General features: G+C 38.4%; 16 protein-coding genes and 2 tRNA genes. 6 read left to right on the top strand and 12 right to left on the bottom strand.

The annotated features are described in order from the left end of the window. The first annotated feature begins 90 nt into the window (after nt 1–90). Both LC454_RS07465 and LC454_RS07460 read left to right on the top strand, forming a co-directional pair. Nucleotides 91–651 (top strand): CopD family protein, encoded by a 561-nt coding sequence (locus LC454_RS07465; protein ID WP_223581135.1) that lies wholly within the window; start codon nt 91–93, stop codon nt 649–651. A gap of 56 nt (nt 652–707) precedes the next feature. Next, a complete protein-coding gene (locus tag LC454_RS07460) occupies nt 708–1511 on the top strand; it encodes a DUF4476 domain-containing protein (protein WP_223581133.1) in 804 nt (267 codons plus the stop codon). Between the two features lie 154 nt (nt 1512–1665). Here LC454_RS07460 and LC454_RS07455 read toward each other — a convergent pair whose 3' ends face one another. The 5 genes from LC454_RS07455 to LC454_RS07435 form a co-directional block, all read right to left on the bottom strand. After that, nucleotides 1666–3096: an NAD-dependent succinate-semialdehyde dehydrogenase gene (locus LC454_RS07455; RefSeq protein ID WP_223581131.1), complete on the bottom strand. Its 1431-nt coding sequence runs from the start codon at nt 3094–3096 to the stop codon at nt 1666–1668. A 168-nt stretch (nt 3097–3264) separates the two neighbouring features. Further along, on the bottom strand, nt 3265–3699 hold the full coding sequence (locus tag LC454_RS07450; RefSeq protein WP_223581129.1) for a thiol-disulfide oxidoreductase DCC family protein: 435 nt from the start codon (nt 3697–3699) through the stop codon (nt 3265–3267). Nucleotides 3700–3913: 214 nt separating this feature from the next. Next, nucleotides 3914–5128, bottom strand: a complete 1215-nt coding sequence (locus tag LC454_RS07445; protein ID WP_120262235.1) for a bifunctional 3,4-dihydroxy-2-butanone-4-phosphate synthase/GTP cyclohydrolase II — start codon at nt 5126–5128, stop codon at nt 3914–3916. Between the two features lie 72 nt (nt 5129–5200). Then, on the bottom strand, nt 5201–6685 hold the full coding sequence (locus LC454_RS07440) for an LptF/LptG family permease (RefSeq protein WP_223581121.1): 1485 nt from the start codon (nt 6683–6685) through the stop codon (nt 5201–5203). Nucleotides 6686–6786: 101 nt separating this feature from the next. Continuing rightward, on the bottom strand, nt 6787–7164 hold the full coding sequence (locus LC454_RS07435; protein ID WP_223581119.1) for an START-like domain-containing protein: 378 nt from the start codon (nt 7162–7164) through the stop codon (nt 6787–6789). Between the two features lie 65 nt (nt 7165–7229). Between LC454_RS07435 and LC454_RS07430 the strand changes: the two genes are divergently transcribed. The 3 genes from LC454_RS07430 (at nt 7230) to LC454_RS07420 (ending at nt 9832) form a co-directional block, all read left to right on the top strand. Then, nucleotides 7230–7303, top strand: a tRNA-Met gene (locus LC454_RS07430). A 292-nt stretch (nt 7304–7595) separates the two neighbouring features. Continuing rightward, a tRNA-Met gene (locus tag LC454_RS07425) sits at nt 7596–7669 on the top strand. A 246-nt stretch (nt 7670–7915) separates the two neighbouring features. Beyond that, complete coding sequence (locus LC454_RS07420; RefSeq protein WP_223581117.1) at nt 7916–9832, top strand: peptide-N-glycosidase F-related protein; 1917 nt, start codon at nt 7916–7918, stop codon at nt 9830–9832. A 53-nt stretch (nt 9833–9885) separates the two neighbouring features. Here the strand turns inward: LC454_RS07420 and LC454_RS07415 are convergent, their stop codons facing one another. From LC454_RS07415 to LC454_RS07405, 3 genes are all read right to left on the bottom strand, one after another. Next, nucleotides 9886–11565 (bottom strand): hypothetical protein, encoded by a 1680-nt coding sequence (locus LC454_RS07415; RefSeq protein ID WP_223581116.1) that lies wholly within the window; start codon nt 11563–11565, stop codon nt 9886–9888. Nucleotide 11566: 1 nt separating this feature from the next. Beyond that, entirely contained in the window at nt 11567–12343 is a 777-nt protein-coding gene (locus LC454_RS07410) for an ABC transporter ATP-binding protein (RefSeq protein ID WP_223581114.1), read from the bottom strand. 112 nt (nt 12344–12455) lie between these two features. Next, entirely contained in the window at nt 12456–12845 is a 390-nt protein-coding gene (locus LC454_RS07405; protein WP_223581112.1) for a hypothetical protein, read from the bottom strand. A gap of 204 nt (nt 12846–13049) precedes the next feature. On the opposite strand from LC454_RS07405, the gene LC454_RS07400 reads away from it, so the two are divergent. Further along, on the top strand, nt 13050–13310 hold the full coding sequence (locus LC454_RS07400) for a hypothetical protein (RefSeq protein ID WP_223581110.1): 261 nt from the start codon (nt 13050–13052) through the stop codon (nt 13308–13310). On the opposite strand, the gene LC454_RS07395 is transcribed toward LC454_RS07400, so the two are convergent. From LC454_RS07395 to rpsB, 4 genes are all read right to left on the bottom strand, one after another. Continuing rightward, nucleotides 13307–14131: a helix-turn-helix domain-containing protein gene (locus LC454_RS07395; RefSeq protein ID WP_223581108.1), complete on the bottom strand. Its 825-nt coding sequence runs from the start codon at nt 14129–14131 to the stop codon at nt 13307–13309. The genes LC454_RS07400 and LC454_RS07395 overlap by 4 nt on opposite strands. Nucleotides 14132–14255: 124 nt before the next feature. Beyond that, entirely contained in the window at nt 14256–15119 is an 864-nt protein-coding gene (locus LC454_RS07390) for an SDR family oxidoreductase (RefSeq protein ID WP_120262275.1), read from the bottom strand. 209 nt (nt 15120–15328) lie between these two features. Next, nucleotides 15329–16165 (bottom strand): translation elongation factor Ts, encoded by an 837-nt coding sequence (gene tsf, locus LC454_RS07385; protein ID WP_120262244.1) that lies wholly within the window; start codon nt 16163–16165, stop codon nt 15329–15331. Between the two features lie 197 nt (nt 16166–16362). After that, on the bottom strand, nt 16363–17160 hold the full coding sequence (rpsB, locus tag LC454_RS07380; protein ID WP_104385702.1) for a 30S ribosomal protein S2: 798 nt from the start codon (nt 17158–17160) through the stop codon (nt 16363–16365). Between the last annotated feature and the right edge of the window lie 3 nt (nt 17161–17163).

Here is a 17163-nt window from a genome sequence, read left to right as displayed (position 1 = left end):
GATTTCTGTCTTTTGTATACAGCATGTAAGATTTTTCTAATTAAAGCCTAGCTTTATTGATTGCCCCTAACTTTTCTTATTTTTGTACCTATGGTCTATTTATACGCAAAAGCAGTTCATATTATCTTTGTGGTTTGTTGGATGGCTGGATTATTTTACATCGTTCGTTTATTCATCTACCATACCGAAGCTAAATCAAAATCTGCGGAAGAGTATGGGATTTTGCATAAACAGTTTATACTGATGGAGGGTAAATTGTGGTGGATCATCACAACACCAGCCATGTACCTCACTATTCTAGCAGCTCTTGTCATGCTGTATATTAATCCGGGATTGTTGACCATGGGCTGGATGCATGTCAAGCTCACCTTTGTATTGGGACTGATCCTTTATCATTTTGCTTGCCAACGTATTATGTTTCAATTAAAAGGGGAATCATCTACTTGGTCCTCGACCAAATTGCGCCTTTGGAATGAGCTGGCGACCGTCTTATTATTTGCTATCGTATTTACAGTCGTATTAAAATCTGCTCTCAATTGGATATTTGGTGTCCTCGGACTTTTAATACTGTCTATCTCCCTGATGATGGCTGTGAAGCTCTACAAAAAAATCAGAAATAAGAACAATACGGATAAAACGTTAAATTCTTAGTTTTCTTAATCCTTTTATATTCTCGATAGTCGAACGATTATAAATTGAAAAGGAATATGTACAAGAGACTTTTGACTGTGATCATGTTGCTTGCTATCGCAACTGGAGGATTTGCCCAACGCTATAGACCTTACGGCGGAACATTAAATATCTATTCGGCCGATGTTCCCTTCTTTCTTTATATCAATAATGTTTTGTACAATAATAGGCCCTCGACTGATATTCGTGTGCCGAATTTGCAAAACCCGAGGTATAATCTCCGTATTGTATTTGCAAACAGACAGCGGAGGACTTTAAATGGGAGGGGTGTGCAGCTCGTCGACCAAAATGGTCAATATATGAATGTTGTATTTTCAGTAAGCAGCCGTGGCGGAAATAGAGGTATTGTTTTGGAATCGATGAATCCTGTTGGTCAATATAATGATAATTATCGCAATGGCGACAACTATAATAATGGTGATTATAATGAAGACAGGTACGATCGGGATCAACAATATGACGAGCGATATGGCCGGTCTGAGAATGATAGAGGTAATAATAATCAAAATCAGGAAGATCCGATCGATACTGGTTATCAGGATAAAAATGACGCTAACCAGTTGAATGATCTGCTCAATCAAAAAGAAAATGATCAGGACCGTTTGCAGGTGGCGGCTCAGGAATTGAAAAATAGGCGATTGCGCAGTTCCGAAATCATAGACCTCATGGAATTATTTATAAGAGACGACAACAAATTGGCTTTTGCTAAATACGCTTATCCAAGCTGTGTGGATAAAGAGAACTATGATAAGGTGGGCGATGCACTGTCATTTAGTTCAACTCGGGAAAAATTGACAGCATTTATTAAAACGCAGCGTTAGTTACAGTTGAAATTTATCTTTTGGTTTCATTGCCAAGAAAGAGTGATTAAGAATAAGAATTACCTGTATAAATAGGCTATTTGTGTCATACCAACAATGGTTGTATAGTGCAAATAGCCTATTTCAGTAAAATGTAACCTCAGCTATATCGTATCTATTCCGCGAAACAGATATACTTCAATTCCATGTATTCATCGAGTCCATGTTTTGATCCTTCACGACCGACGCCAGATTGTTTTACCCCACCAAAAGGAGCTGCAGCATTCGATATTAATCCTGTGTTAACACCTACCATACCTGCCTCAAGTTGTTCCGCCACACGAAAGCAACGATTGATATTGGTACTGTAGAAATAAGAGGCAAGGCCAAATTCAGTGTGATTGGCCATGGCTATACCATCTTCTTCTGTTTTAAAACTAAACAATGCGCAGACTGGGCCAAAAGTTTCTTCGTGAAATATCAGTGCCTCTTTCGGAATATTGGTAAGGACTGTAGGTTGGAAAAACAGACCTTTGATCACATGTCCACCAGCTGCCAATTCCGCCCCATGATTCAAAGCATCTTGAACATGATGCAGCACTTTTTCTAAACCTTTGGCATTGATCAATGGCCCTACCTGAACACCTTTGTCGAGTCCATTGCCTACCTTTAATTGACGTACAGCAAGAGCGAGTTTTGTAGCGAATTCATCGTAGACGTCTTCTTGGACTAAGAAGCGGTTGATAGAAACGCAAGTTTGTCCGGAGTTTCGGAACTTACCAGCAATAGCACCTTCCACTGCGGCGTCAATATCTGCGTCATTAAATACAAGGAAGGGAGCATTTCCGCCGAGTTCCATGGAGACTTTCTTAATGTTTGAGGCTGATTGTTCGATCAATGTCCTACCGACCTCAGTAGAACCTGTAAAAGAAAGTTTACGTACAAGATCATTTGTAGCAAGTTCCTTTCCGATACCAGCGCTGTCCTTTCCCGTAATGACGTTGAAGACGCCTTTTGGCAGGCCTGCCTCTTCGGCTAGTTTAACCAATGCGATTGCAGATAAAGGTGTTTGGGATGCTGGTTTGAGGACTACTGTACAACCTGTTACAAGTGCCGGAGCGACCTTTCTGGTGATCATGGCCAAAGGGAAATTCCAGGGCGTAATTGCCGCAACGACTCCGACACCTTGTCGGATTGTCATCATTCTTACCCCTTTTTTCTGAGCGGGAATCGTTTCCCCATAGGCTCTCTTCCCCTCTTCGGAAAACCACTCAACAAATGAATTCCCGTAATCTACTTCTACTTTCGACTCATTGAGCGGTTTTCCACTCTCAAGTGTCATAATTTCAGCAAGCAGGTCTTTATTTTGTTGAATAAGATTATACCAATTGCGAACAATAAGACATCGTTCCGAAATTGTTGTGTTTTTCCAGCTTCTCCAAGCTTTATCAGCCGCCTGTATGGCTTTTGTGCAATCTGCTACTGTCAGATCCGGTAATGCTGCAATTGTCTTTCCAGTTGCGGGGTTGACAACATCAAACGTTTTTTTTGATGTGATAAATTTTCCGTTTATATAAGCTCTGTTAATTAAAAGTGGATTTTTCATTGGAGTCATTATTTTTTGTTTTTTACAAGCCATTGCTGCTATTTGTGACCTGTACTTATTTATTCTTGCTGATGTATTGCCTTGGATTAATTGGTACATCAGCTGTTTTTGAAACAATATTCGTATGCCTATTGTTTCGCAAACAGGCAATTTTATAGGAAGCTTTGCTTAGACGAATTTTCTCCGTTGCTGTTCGTTCGGAACCGTACAATACTTATTTGTTCCAAACCATCTGTAGCGATTTTTTGCAAAATAATCATAGCCCAAGTCCCGCCACTTTTTCGGTAGTATTTTGAGAAAATAGACGATTGAATAGGGAAGACCCAATGTTTTGCAGATGTTCAATATGGCTTCGCTTTTGATATAAGTTCCGCTAGGAGACATATAAACAATAGAATCTATATCTTTTGGAATAATGTGTAAATTATTTTTAGCAAAATCAGATTGTAAGGAACTAAATAGAAGCCTATTATTGGAGTCTATTTTCAATAGGATTTGAACAAAACGATTACAAACTAAGCAATCACCGTCAAAAAAGATGATATGTTTCCCCTGCGTATCCATTAATATAAAGTTACTTCTATTTACTGAAAGAACTGCCATGATAACATCACATCTTTTATAAAACCTTCCTATTGTCACAAGCTCAACAGCAATGAAAATCTATTAAAGATTCTTTCTGGCCAATAAACCGAGTATAACGAGTTCATTGATACCTTATCGAAAAAAACAAATCAATAAAAAATAAATACTTTTAAAAAAAACGGTGTTTTTCCATGGAAAAACACCGCTTCTTCGATATTCTTTTTGACCTTTATTATAAGTTCTTCATAATGGTATGTCCCATACGATCCCTTTTTGTTCGCAAATACTCTTCGTTGTAGGGATTCGCGGTGATTTCAATAGGAACGTTTTCTACGATTTCCAGCCCATAGCCGACCAATCCTGCACGTTTTGTTGGGTTATTGGACATCAAGCGCATTTTTGTTACCCCTAGATTTCTAAGGATTTGTGCACCAACACCATAGTCTCTCAAATCAGCTTTAAATCCAAGTTGAGCATTGGCATCAACGGTATCCAATCCATTCTCTTGTAATTTGTAAGCATGCAATTTATTGATCAGCCCAATACCACGGCCTTCCTGATTCATATAGACAATCACACCTTTTCCTTCGTTTTGGATCATCTCCATCGCTTTATGAAGCTGAGGTCCACAATCACAACGGCAAGATCCGAAAATATCACCGGTCACGCAGGAACTATGTACACGAACAAGAATAGGTTCATCTTCATTCCATTCACCTTTATAAAGGGCAAGATGTTGTTCACCCGTATCTTTTTGAGTAAAGGCTTTCATTTGAAAATCACCATATTGTGTAGGCATATTGACAGTCACCTCTTCAGTAATCAATGAATCGTGTTTTAAACGGTATTCAATAAGGTCTTCAATACTGATGATTTTTAAATCAAATTTTTTGGCTACTTCCATTAATTCTGGTAATCTAGCCATTTCACCATCTTCTTTTAAGATCTCGACCAATACACCTGCTGGTTCAAAACCTGCCAAACGAGCAAGGTCAACAGTTGCTTCGGTATGTCCTGTTCGACGTAGTACACCACCATCTTTAGCAATCAATGGAAAGATATGACCAGGTCTACCCAACTCTTCGTAGTGAATATTTGGGTCTATCATTGCCTTGATCGTCTTTGAACGATCAGATGCAGAGATCCCTGTTGTACAACCGTATCCTTGTAAGTCAATAGAAACAGTGAAATTAGTTTCATAAACCGCTGTATTTTGCCCCACCATCAGGTCAAGATGCAAAGCATCGGCTCTCTCTTTGGTGATAGGAGCACATACCAAACCCCGACCATGGGTTGCCATAAAGTTGATAATTTCGGGAGTTGCGTTGCGGGCTGCGGTGATAAAATCACCTTCATTTTCACGATCTTCGTCATCTACGACGATAACTACTTTTCCTGCTTGTATATCAGCGATCGCTTCTTCGATCGTGTTTAATTTGAATTCCATTTAATTGTTATATTGTATTGATACAAAGTTAGTGTAGAATCTAATTTTATTTATAATAGCGTTGTCACAAATCTAATGTGACTCCTTTAATTTATTCTTTTTACCAAATTTCTCTTTGATCCATTTCCAGGCTGCTTCTGCTTTTAATTTGTACTGATCAATATCAAACAAAGCCGAATCTGTAGTCGATTTATAGGTTAAAAATGCAGCAAGGGGAGTTAATATGATAATAGCCATCCACATACCTACAGCCGAAGATATGGCACCATCTTTAGCCGTTTTTTCTGACACGGTAGAGATGATATGATAGATTAAGAAGAAAATGATAGCCATAACGACAGGAAGTCCGAGACCTCCCTTTCTAATAATGGCACCTAAAGGCGCTCCAATAGCAAATAGCAGTAGACAAGATACGGCCAATGTGAACTTTCTATGCCATTCAATGCGATAACGTATATCTTTTGTTTTGTAATCTTTAAATTCAAGGGTGCGGCTGTTGAGATCCTCTTTTAGATAGTTTAGCTGGCTCAATGCGTTCATGGTGATCTGCGTCCGTTGTTCAGAAGGTACAAGATCGGCTACTAAATCTTTATAAGGTTTGATCTTCGCTTCTTTTACCTTTGGCAGGCCAGGTTGATTTGCACTGAAATACTTCGAATAGATATTATAGCGCGTATCAAGAGTTCGTGTAATTGCTTTACCCATACTGTCGATTTTAACATGGTTGGAGTCAATATACATATCCAGTTGTCTAAGATTTAACATTGCATGGTGGCTCTTGAAAAGACTTTCATCTGTTTTACCTTGTTGAAAGCTACCCATGTCGAACTTCTGTTCCGTTTCCTTAAATTTAAAGCGTGTGAATTGCTGGCGTGGATCGTATGTTTTTGAGTTCTTTGTGCGCGACTCTTCATAGCGTATACCATCCTTCAATTTGAGGATCATATAACTATTGTCTGGTGAATTATAAATGTACCCTTCTTTTGCCATCAGCACATTGTTGGCCGTATTGCCACCCCGATGATCATAGATCATTAAGTCATAGAGAATCGTTCCTTCCCTATTTTTGCCTCTCGCGCGAATGGAGTATCCTGGAATTGTATTGTTGAAAATACCGGGTTTGATCAGAAAGTCAGCCTTTTTATTCCGTACATCTGTCAGCAAGGTTCCCATTTTTAGGTTGACCACAGGTAAAATATAATCGGAAAATAGAAAGGAACTCGTTGCAAAAATCGCGACAAGTATAAATAGGGGGGTCATCGCCTTGCGTAAGGATACGCCTGCTGCTTTGATAGCCACGAGTTCATAGCTTTCCCCCAAGTTTCCAAAGGTCATAATGGAAGACAATAACATGGATAGGGGCATTGCCATTTGAATCTGAACAATGCATTGATACCCAATAAGCTCCATAATGGTGTACCATTCAAATCCTTTTCCTATCAAATCATCGATGTATTTAAATAGGAAAAGCATTAATAACACAAACATCACAATAAAAAATGTGACGATGAATGGTTTAATGAAAGCTTGAAGAATAAGTAAATGAACCTTTTTCATCCGTGACGCTAAGCAAATTGATGCCTTTACATTAAAGCATCTTCCAGCCAAGGAGCTCTTTTAGAGCCCTTGGTGAAAATATATTGCAAAGATAGGTTTTTTTATGCACCTATAACGCTTTGAAGATAGACGATTGAATTTTTCCAGATTAATTTTCTATTTTCCAAGTCCTCTTCTTTAGCAAAATCTATTATTTTAAGTGCGACATCGTTTGTCAGCTCATCTTGATCGATTTCTAGATCGAAATAATAAGGATCATCATCGAGCCACTTAAAACGCACTGATTTGTTTTCTTTTGATGCTACGATTTTTGCGCGATGCGGTTCATCATCCCAAATGAAGGTATAAACAGTGTCTTTGTAGTTTACATCGTCTGCAAACCATTGTGCCAGTTCGTTTGGTTCTTGCAAATACGGAAATAAAATTCTAGGTGAAGAGTTGATGATATATTCTAGTTGGAATTTTATTTTATCTGCCATAAAAATGTTTTTTTAAATTTCAGTTTGTTTAAATCAAAAATAAGCTATATTTGCATTCCCAAAATGGCGGGGTAGCTCAGATGGTTAGAGCGTTGGATTCATAACCCAAAGGTCGGCAGTTCGATTCTGCTCCCCGCTACAAATCTCTTCCCATTTTGCTTTTTATCGCATAAACTTATTATTTGTAATAATACATATTTATTTTGTTATTGCAAGTTTTTTTGTGAAAAGTTGAAGGCTTTTTAGCAAATATTTGAATTTAAAATCGCCCAAATCTTATCCCGACTTTTTTCATAATTGAAACGTTATTTTACTTCGTTAAGAATGAGTTTGTTGTGTGGTATAATGATTTTTGAATAGGATAAATCGCTAAAAAAAATAAAAAAATCTTTTGAATTGACAGGCGAAGTGGTATATTTGCATACCGAAACGGCGGGGTAGCTCAGATGGTTAGAGCGCAGGATTCATAACCCTGAGGTCGGCAGTTCGATCCTGCTCCCCGCTACTTTTAAAAAGGAAAGTCTAAATATAGATTTTCCTTTTTTTTTGAACCATTTTTGAAATAACCTTAGATTAGAATACCATTTTTTCCACCCCAAAGGTTGCCTAGCAATAACCATATGTTGGCGATCAAGCATTGTTTTGTAATACAATTTCCGCGTATATCATGCCTGATGCACTCTAATGATAGGTTGTGACATTAAATTCATGTATATTTATGCGGTTTCTTACCTAATATTTTTTTTCTATAATGAACTTCAGACCTATTCTTATTCTAGTGTGGCTTATTATCGGTTATCATGCTATTGCGCAAAAGAAAGCAATAAGCCATGTTGTCACGCACAACCGTACTACGATTATTTGTGATGCCGCTAAAGGTGAAAACCCGTATCCAGCATGGGGGGTATTCCCCAAAGCCGAGTACCCTGTAAGAAAAATAACCATGCATGTCACTTTGGGAAGTCCTGATAGCTTAAACACTGCACATTGGGATTATCTGGATCATATTGTGCTGAGACGTAAAGGAGGAGCGAAAGGAGAGGTGCTGAACTATGAATTGGGCCGGATGCTTACCCCCTATGGGAGCATTTACAACAAAGGGTGGAATTGGAAGTGGCAGGTGGATGTGACTGACTTTGCCCCTTTTTTGCGAGATAGCGTTGAGATTGTATATGTACATTCGGGTTTTGAGGATAAAACAGTAGGTTGGGCACTTCGTATAGACTTTGAAATTTTATCAGGACCTCCAGTTGTTACACCTCTGGGTATAACACCTTTGTGGAATAAGGGCTATAAATACGGCGATCCCAACGAGAAGATAGAGGAGAATTTATTGCCCGTAACTTACGAATCGCTTGGGCTAGCAGCCTTGAGCCGTATACGTATTCAGCACACAGGACATGGTATGGACAAGCCTCGTGGTTGCAGCGAGTTTTGTACACGATGGCGTGAACTCATGCTCGACGGAAAGGTCGTTGACCTGCGAGATATGTGGAAAAAGTGTGGCGATAACCCTTTATACCCGCAAGGCGGGACATGGATCTTTGATCGGGCGTATTGGTGTCCAGGTGATCTGCAGCAACCTGATGTAATCGATGTATTCACAAAGCCAGGCCGCCATACTGCAGCATTGCGAATGGAACCCTATACTGCTTCAAGCAATATACAGGCTGTTGAAAATATTTCAGCTTACTTGTTTCATTATTCGAAACCCAATCAAAAAATAGATGCAGCCGTTGAATCTATTATGGTACCAAACGACGAGCAACGTTTTTCGAGATTAAACCCAGCCAGTTCTGGCCCACGGATAGCTTTTAGAAACCTAGGGACAGATCCGATGCATTCGCTTACAATTGTATATGGAACCAAGGGCTTTCCATCCAAAACATTTCATTGGAAGGGAAATCTTTCATTTAATCAAGTGGCAGATGTATTGCTACCGGGGGAAATTCAGGAAAAAGATGGTGAAAATGTCTTTCATGTAGCGCTTATCAAACCGAATGGTAAGAAAGATGCATGGTCAGAAGACAATGAAATGGACGTTGTTTTTACAGCACCAGAGAAATTTCCGAATGAATTTGTTGTGAAATTTCTTACAAATAAAGCATCTCAAGACAATAGTATTTCTTTAATAAATGCTCAGCAGGATACCGTTTTTCAAAAGAAGGCGGCAATGTTAACTGCGCTCACACTATATACTGATACGATACGCCTTGCTGCAGGCAATTACTCCTTTCGCCTAATAGATACCGCTGGAAATGGACTACAGTTTTGGGCACAGCCCGAAAACGGAGATGGTTATCTTCGTATCTTCGACCTGAAAGGAAATCTTATTCATGCATTTGAAAGTGATTGTGGAGTGGGTGAAATGTTTAGCTTTAAGGCTGTTCCAGGGTTTGAAATGGATACAACAAAGGCTCAATATGCATTTTCCCTGTATCCAAGATCAGTGGTTGACCAAACGCAATTAAATGTGGTATCCAATAAGCAGAGCGATATGACCGTGAGGATAACGGTTGATGGTGTAGTATGGCAAAAACATGAATATAAAGCCGTTAAGAACGCGATATTCAACTATGATCTTAATCATCTTCCTAAAGGAAGGATAATTGTAGAAGCTTTTATGGATGGTATCAGTCGGTTTAAAGGGCGCATCAATAAAAAGTAGTTGTAAAATACACAGGTTCCAGAAAATGGAACCTGTGTATTCATGGTAATTTCTTAATTATCATCAAAGGCCAGGCTTTTCCAATCCTCTTTTTGTAAATATTTGAGCATGATGAAAAACAATATCCAGCCGATTACCGCCAGCCCCCAAATCAATAGTTCATACTGAAAAATAACTTTATGAAGATAGCCCAAGAGTCCGAGCAAACCTAAGATCAATAAGTTGACCAGTGCTTTGGAACTGGATTGGCTCGCTTTGGAAAAAGGATAGTTTTTTACGAGAAAGAGCATGATCAGAATACTTTCGATTCCGCCAACAGCTGAGGAAAGTAATAAGTCATTTATAGAGCTGATACCAAATAGAGGAACACAAATACAAAAAAACAGCACATTAAATGGTAGTACGTATTTAATAAGACATGCTTTAAGTACACCGGTCATAAATTGTCCCGGACGATCTATTGGAGTGACATAGTAGATCCAAGCGGCCTTATACTTATTGCTCTGTGTGATCAGCTGAAATACAGTCAATATGGTTAATAGTGAAAGGTAGAACATAATGATATATAAGCCAGATTCTCCTAACTTAACCAGTTTCTCTCTGATCGGCAAACCGTCTCCAGTCCGTAAAAAGAGAAATATAAAATAGATGGGTAAATAGGCCAAAGAAGGGTAGAGTTGTTGCTTAAATTCCCTTGTTTTTGAACTTATAAGCCATACGATACTAAACCCAGCTTCTTCAAGTGGAGATGAACACAGGCTTGTTCTTAATTTTTTATATAACGGGCGTTTTGTGACGTTCTGCAAAAGCACCTTTGTTGATTCAGGTAAAGGCGCATCTGTACTGGCTAGAGCCGCTATTTTTGCGTTAAAACCCCTAGAAAATAACTGTGTACAAGCATAGATCCCAAAGAATGGAACAACTATACCCAAAACGGAAAATAGGATGATCTGTAGACTATGGTCACCTAGAAGCAGGGATTGAAAAGAGGCAATCCAGGTACTGGGAAATAACCAAAGGAATTTGAGTTGTTGAATGGTCAATTGAGACTCGACGATCGTTTGAATCAGATTGGGACCAAGGTAATAGGCTAAAAAAATGATCATTGAAAGCCCAATTTGTAGATAGGTAATAATATCTTTAAATTTTTGGATGGGTAGATATTTGATGCTAATCAGGTAGAACCCATTGACGAATACCAATGCTACAAGTGTGCTTAATAGCAGTTGTACAACCAATAGAAAAATAGCGATAACATCCCAGTTGAAGAGGACATAGATCAAAAGCGGCAAGCATAATGCAATGACCTGATTGAAAAGTTTAATGGCAATAAATGTTATTCGCGATAATGCAATTGTCCGATCGTTGACCGGCTTGGGCATAATGATGTATTGATCCCTGGTATCCAAAAGTATGGGCGAAAAGTCCGATACTAATGTAATGCTCAGCATGCTGATAAAACAAAGCAGCATAATAGCAATAGCTAAGTAGCGATCTGGAATTAGAATAAGAATAACCATGAACATCAAGCCAATGATCATATACATGATAAACTGTATAATGGAGGACGAAGAGGAGGACTTTCCTGTATTCCGTTTCTTAAATGTGATTGGCTTTCTGTTATCTAAGGTAACTTTAGTCTCTAAAATAATTTTAAACTGCGTAAAGTTTACCCCCAAATTTTCCCATAATCCCCTAAATAGAAGAATAAATCGTAAGATATATCTTTCCATATTATTGAATAGCAGTGATGATGTCAGATGCATCCAGTGCATCGTTGTCGGTATTGGTTAATTTTGCAAATATATGCTCAAGTGATTCGTTGGGATTTGACTTCAATTCGTCAATCGTTCCATCCGCAATAATACTCCCCTGACTGATCAGGAGGATTCGATCGGATACTTTTTCAACGACATCCATCATGTGTGAGCAGTAAAAAATAGTCTTACCTTCTTTGGCGAGTAATGATATGAGTTCCTTTACGAAGATTACCGCATTGGCATCTAGCCCAGACAGGGGCTCATCCAGGATGATGATCTGTGGATTATGGATAATACCGGATATAAGGAGCACCTTCTGACGCATACCTTTGGAAAAGGTATCCATTCTATTATTAGCATTTACGGCTAGACCAAATGCGTTTAATAATTTGAGGGAACGTTCCTGGATCGTATGATCCTCCATACCGTATAATTTTCCGACAAAATCGAGATATTCCATCGGGGTCAATACTTCGTACAGCTCTGCATTTTCAGGAACATACCCGAGTTGAGATTTTATAGAAAGCGGATCCTTTTGAATATCGATGCCATTGATCTCAACTTTACCGGTGAAATCTTCAATCAATCCGGTCAGTATTTTGACCGTAGTAGACTTTCCTGCGCCATTGGGACCTATATAGCCAATGACCTGACCTGGAAAGATATCCAGATTGATCCCCTTTAAAATTTCTTTTGTTCCGTATGATTTTTTTAGGTCAATGATACGAATGAGCGGCAACAAACCTTCCATATATTTAAATCTCCTAACGTAAACTTACATAAAAATATAGAGTTGCGGGCTTTATTTATTCAGAAAAAAGGAGTCCTAAGACTCCTTTCAAAACTACTTTATAATTGGAAAACTACCTGTCATTTTTTGGATATCCTTCCTCATCAAGATCATCTCTGAGATCCTCTTCATTCTGAGCCAGCTTTTTATCTAAAGGGGATAGTCGATTGTGCTTGAAATTTTCGATTCGCATATGTTCATCCTCTAGCTCATCTTCCTCTAAATCTTCGCGATCAGCGTATTCATCACCGACAAAAGGATTTGAATTATCATAAGTAGAGTCATCATCTATTGCACCTTCGGATAGTGTGTCATAATTTGCCGGATGATCGTAATCTGGATCATTATCGTCCACATCCATCTCATAACTGTCCATATCTCTGTTGTAAGCTAGATTTTGCTCCGAATCAGGGTAATCAGCTTCGACTTTTCCCTTCGTCTTTTTGTTTTCTGTGCTAGCCATAATTCTATGATTTATCTCTAATAATACAACAGGCAGCAGCGTGAAAAGTTTTAGAAATTATCACAATACTAGCGATGGGGTACATTTTTTTAGCAATTGATAAATTCGCTGAAATAGTGATCATAAAAGATAAAATTCTACCTGATAATGCAAACAAATTGAAAATATTATTGTTACTAATAGTAACAGTAAATCTTGGCCATTATGATTTTCAAGCGTTTAAATTATCAGACATTACAGAGTTTGCGCCTACAGGGGTATGATATCTTATTGACCATCGGGCGTTCAGAAGATGAGAACCCAATTTATTTCCCCATGAAATTGGAATCATTCAATTCGACACAGACAAATACCAGTAGCGGACAAGAACGTACACTCCAGGGGCAGAAGATATTGATTCTCGACGAAGCGATCCAACGTTCGTTAAATAATGACCTCAATGGCATCATTCAACTCGACAACTAGTTGACTGCTTTTCTAGATTTTTTATAAGCACTTGGGGTTATATTTCTCTTTTTCTTATAAAAGTTGGTCAGGTGACTTTCGTCGTTAAAACCTAGTTCATCCACAATCTGTTTCATGGTGTATTGGCTCGATGCCAACCTTTCTTCGATAAGTTGGGTACGAATATCGTCTATATAAAGTTTATAACTTTTCTGGTATTTTTTCTTAAAAAAGGCACCAAAATAATTAGCCGAAATCTGGAAATGCTCAGCTATATTTTTTATTTGTAGCTTGTCTGGGAAATAAATGTTTTGCTGGATATAAGTTTCTATTTCTTGAGACATGTTGCGGGACTCATTGATCGGAAGATCCAGATCTTTTAATATATTTTCGATTAATGCGAACAGTGACATCACTTGATGAAAGACAAAGGTAGAAGTTGCTGCATTTTCAGATTCTACCTGTTGATAAATTAAGGAGATTACTTTTTCTATTAATTTTCTATTCTCCTTTTTAAGAGACAGGCTTTTATTGCGTAGTGTTTCTGAATTGAAAATATCCTGAGGATTGTAAGATAAACAAAAGTTTTGTTGTATATGATGCAGATCTTTAAAGTAATGGCTTGAAAAATATAAAATAAATACATTTGAATCTTTCTTACTTTCAAGTATTTCTGAAGTGGTATTCAGGAAGAGCAGATTTTCTTTGAGAAATTTTGCACCATTATTTTTTGATACCAACGTACCTTCCGAAATATAGGCCAATGCAAAATCAAAACCTAATTCGCTTAAATCAATCTTTTGCTTATGTTTGATTTTTTCGGGCAGAAAGGATAAATTCATTGTGTACTTGTAAATTTTGTTTTATCGAATGATAATCAATATGACAGTCAAATATCGTTATTTTGATTATATCTTTTGACTTTTTAAAGAAAACAATGTGCTGTTGCAGGTACCAGAAATGGGACTAAGTACTTTTTGCACTTCGTGTCATTTTTTCGATATTGTCCCATTGTTCTTCAGGAATAATATCCAGACCATTAAATTCTCCGGCGCCTTTTAACCATTCTCCACCATCTATTGTTATGACATCGCCATTAATGTAGCTGGAATAATCCGATACAAGATATGCCGCAAGATCAGCCAGCTCGTCTAATTGACCCAAACGTCCTAAGGGAATCCGTTTCGTAGGAGATAGTAGTTCTCCTAATTCACCTGGTAGTAGGCGCTCCATGGCACCTGAGGTCTGAAAGGGACCTGGGGCAATTGCATTTAGACGTATACCTTTTTTTCCCCATTCGACAGCAAGGGATCTTGTCATTGCCAATACACCAGCCTTGGCTGTCGCGGAAGGGACAACATAACCTGATCCTGTCCAGGCGTAAGTCGTCACAATGCTAAGTACCGTTTTATTTTGGTCCTTATTTTCAATCCAACGTTTGCCCAGCGCTAAGGTGTAATTTATGCTACCCTGAAGTACTATTCCGATGACAGATTCAAAAGCACGGTGACTCAGCCGTTCGGTAGGAGATATAAAATTTCCTGCAGCATTGTTGATTAAGATGTCGATCCCGCCCAATTGTTCGTAGCCATAAGCTACTACACGTTCGACATCTTCATAATTACGTACATCACCAGCTATGGCCAGGCATGTGCCTTGGTGTTTTTCGGATAGCTCTTTTGCTGTATGTTGAATCACATCATCCTTTCGGCTGCTGATCAAGCAAGAAGCACCTAGCTCCAGGAAATAATCAGTCATCGCTTTTCCTAGCCCAGTACCACCACCTGTAATTAAAATGCGTTTGCCTTTTAGTGCACCTTCTTTTAACATGCCCATATCTTGTTTCGTTTTTATGTATGATTAAGTTACATAAATTTGAATGAAAATAAAAGTGGTGAATGAAAGACAAGGGAGGTGGGGGCATTGTAGCAAATGATAGAAGAATGGGACTGACCGCCTATAAATAAAAAAACAGGGACTATTTTGTCAATAGTCCCTGTTTTTATTTTTTCCGATCTATTGCTAGAAAGGAAATATGCTTATGCGCCTAATTGTACGCGTTTGAAAGCAGTTACAGTCAATCCTTTAGAAACTGAATCTAGGAATTGAGCGATATTTTTAGAAGAATCTTTTACAAATTCTTGGTTCAACAAAGTAGTGTCTTTGAAGAATTTGTTCAATTTACCTTGAGCGATTTTCTCAGCCATCTCTGCTGGTTTACCTTCTGCAATGATTTGCTCTTTCGCGATAGCGATTTCACGCTCGATTGTGTTTTGATCAACACCGTCTTTATCGATTGCGATAGGGTTCATCGCTGCGATTTGCATAGCAACATCTTTACCAGCTTCTTCAGCACCAGCTGCGTCAGCAGAAAGACCTACTAATACACCTAAACGGTAGTTACCGTGGATATAAGCGATTACTTTCTCTGCAGTGATAGTTTCGTATTTAGAAACGTCAATTTTCTCACCGATTACACCAGTTTGCTCGATCAAAGCATCAGCGATTTTCTTGCCATCAATTTCCAAACCTTTCAATTCTTCCAAAGAAGCAGGTTTGTTGTTTAACGCTAGGTCTGCGATTTTTTCTGCGAAAGCTACGAAATCTGAGTTTTTAGCTACGAAGTCAGTTTCACAGTTTACTTCAACTACGATACCCGATTTACCATCAGCAGTTGCTTTAGCGATGATAACACCTTCGTTAGAGTCGCGATCTTGACGGCTAGCAGCTACTTTAGCGCCTTTTTTGCGCAAGTAATCTACAGCAGCTTCAAAGTCACCATTAGACTCAACCAAAGCTTTTTTACAATCCATCATACCAGCGCCAGTTTGTTGACGCAATTTGTTTACATCTGATGCAGAAATTTGTACTGACATGTTTATTTCTTTTTATTATTGTTTACTACTGAAAATTTTGTACAATATTAACTTAAAACATGTTAAGCTAATATGAAGTTTAACATTCCTTGATAATCGGGAGCTGTTAAACCAAAAAACCGGACAGATAGGCTAGTTCAAGAAAAGTAATCTTTTCCAGAAACTAACGCTACGCTATCCGGTTTGGAATAAAAATATTATTCTCCGTCTTTCGCTTTGCGAGGACGTTTAGCTTCTGAAGCTTCACTATTGTCAACTTTTGCTTTTGCAGCAGCAGCATCTTTTTCAGCTTCTTCTTCTTTGTCGCGTTTGCGCTCGTCCAAACCTTCTTGGATTGCTTGACCAATGATGCTAGCGATTAAGCTAATAGATTTACTAGCGTCATCATTTGCAGGGATTGGGAAATCAATGTTTGAAGGATCAGAGTTTGTATCTACCATCGCGAAAGTTGGGATGTTCAATTTCATTGCTTCAGAAACAGCGATGTGTTCTTTTTTCACATCGATGATGAATAAAGCAGCTGGCAAACGGTTCAAATCAGCGATACCTCCTAAAAGGTTTTCTAATTTGATACGCTCACGTTGAATCATCAACTTTTCTTTCTTAGACAATACATCATAAGTGCCGTCTTTTTGCATTTTGTCGATGTTAGACATTTTTTTGATAGACTTACGAACTGTAGCGAAGTTTGTAAGCATACCACCTAACCAACGCTCAGTCACGAAAGGCATGTTAACCTCTTTAGCTTGTTGTGCGATGATTTCTTTTGCTTGTTTTTTCGTTGCAACGAATAAAACTTTGCGACCTGATTTTACGATTTGTTTGATAGCTGAAGCAGCTTCTTCTAATTTCGTAAGAGTTTTGTTCAAGTCAATGATGTGGATACCGTTGCGCTCCATGAAAATGTACTTAGCCATTTTCGGATCCCATTTACGTGTAAGGTGACCAAAGTGCACACCTGCATCCAATAAATCTTGATAAGTAGTTCTTGCCATTTT

It is taken from the genome of Sphingobacterium sp. GVS05A, assembly GCF_019969845.1.
GTDB lineage: Bacteria > Bacteroidota > Bacteroidia > Sphingobacteriales > Sphingobacteriaceae > Sphingobacterium.
This window is presented reverse-complemented; position numbering and strand designations above follow the sequence as displayed.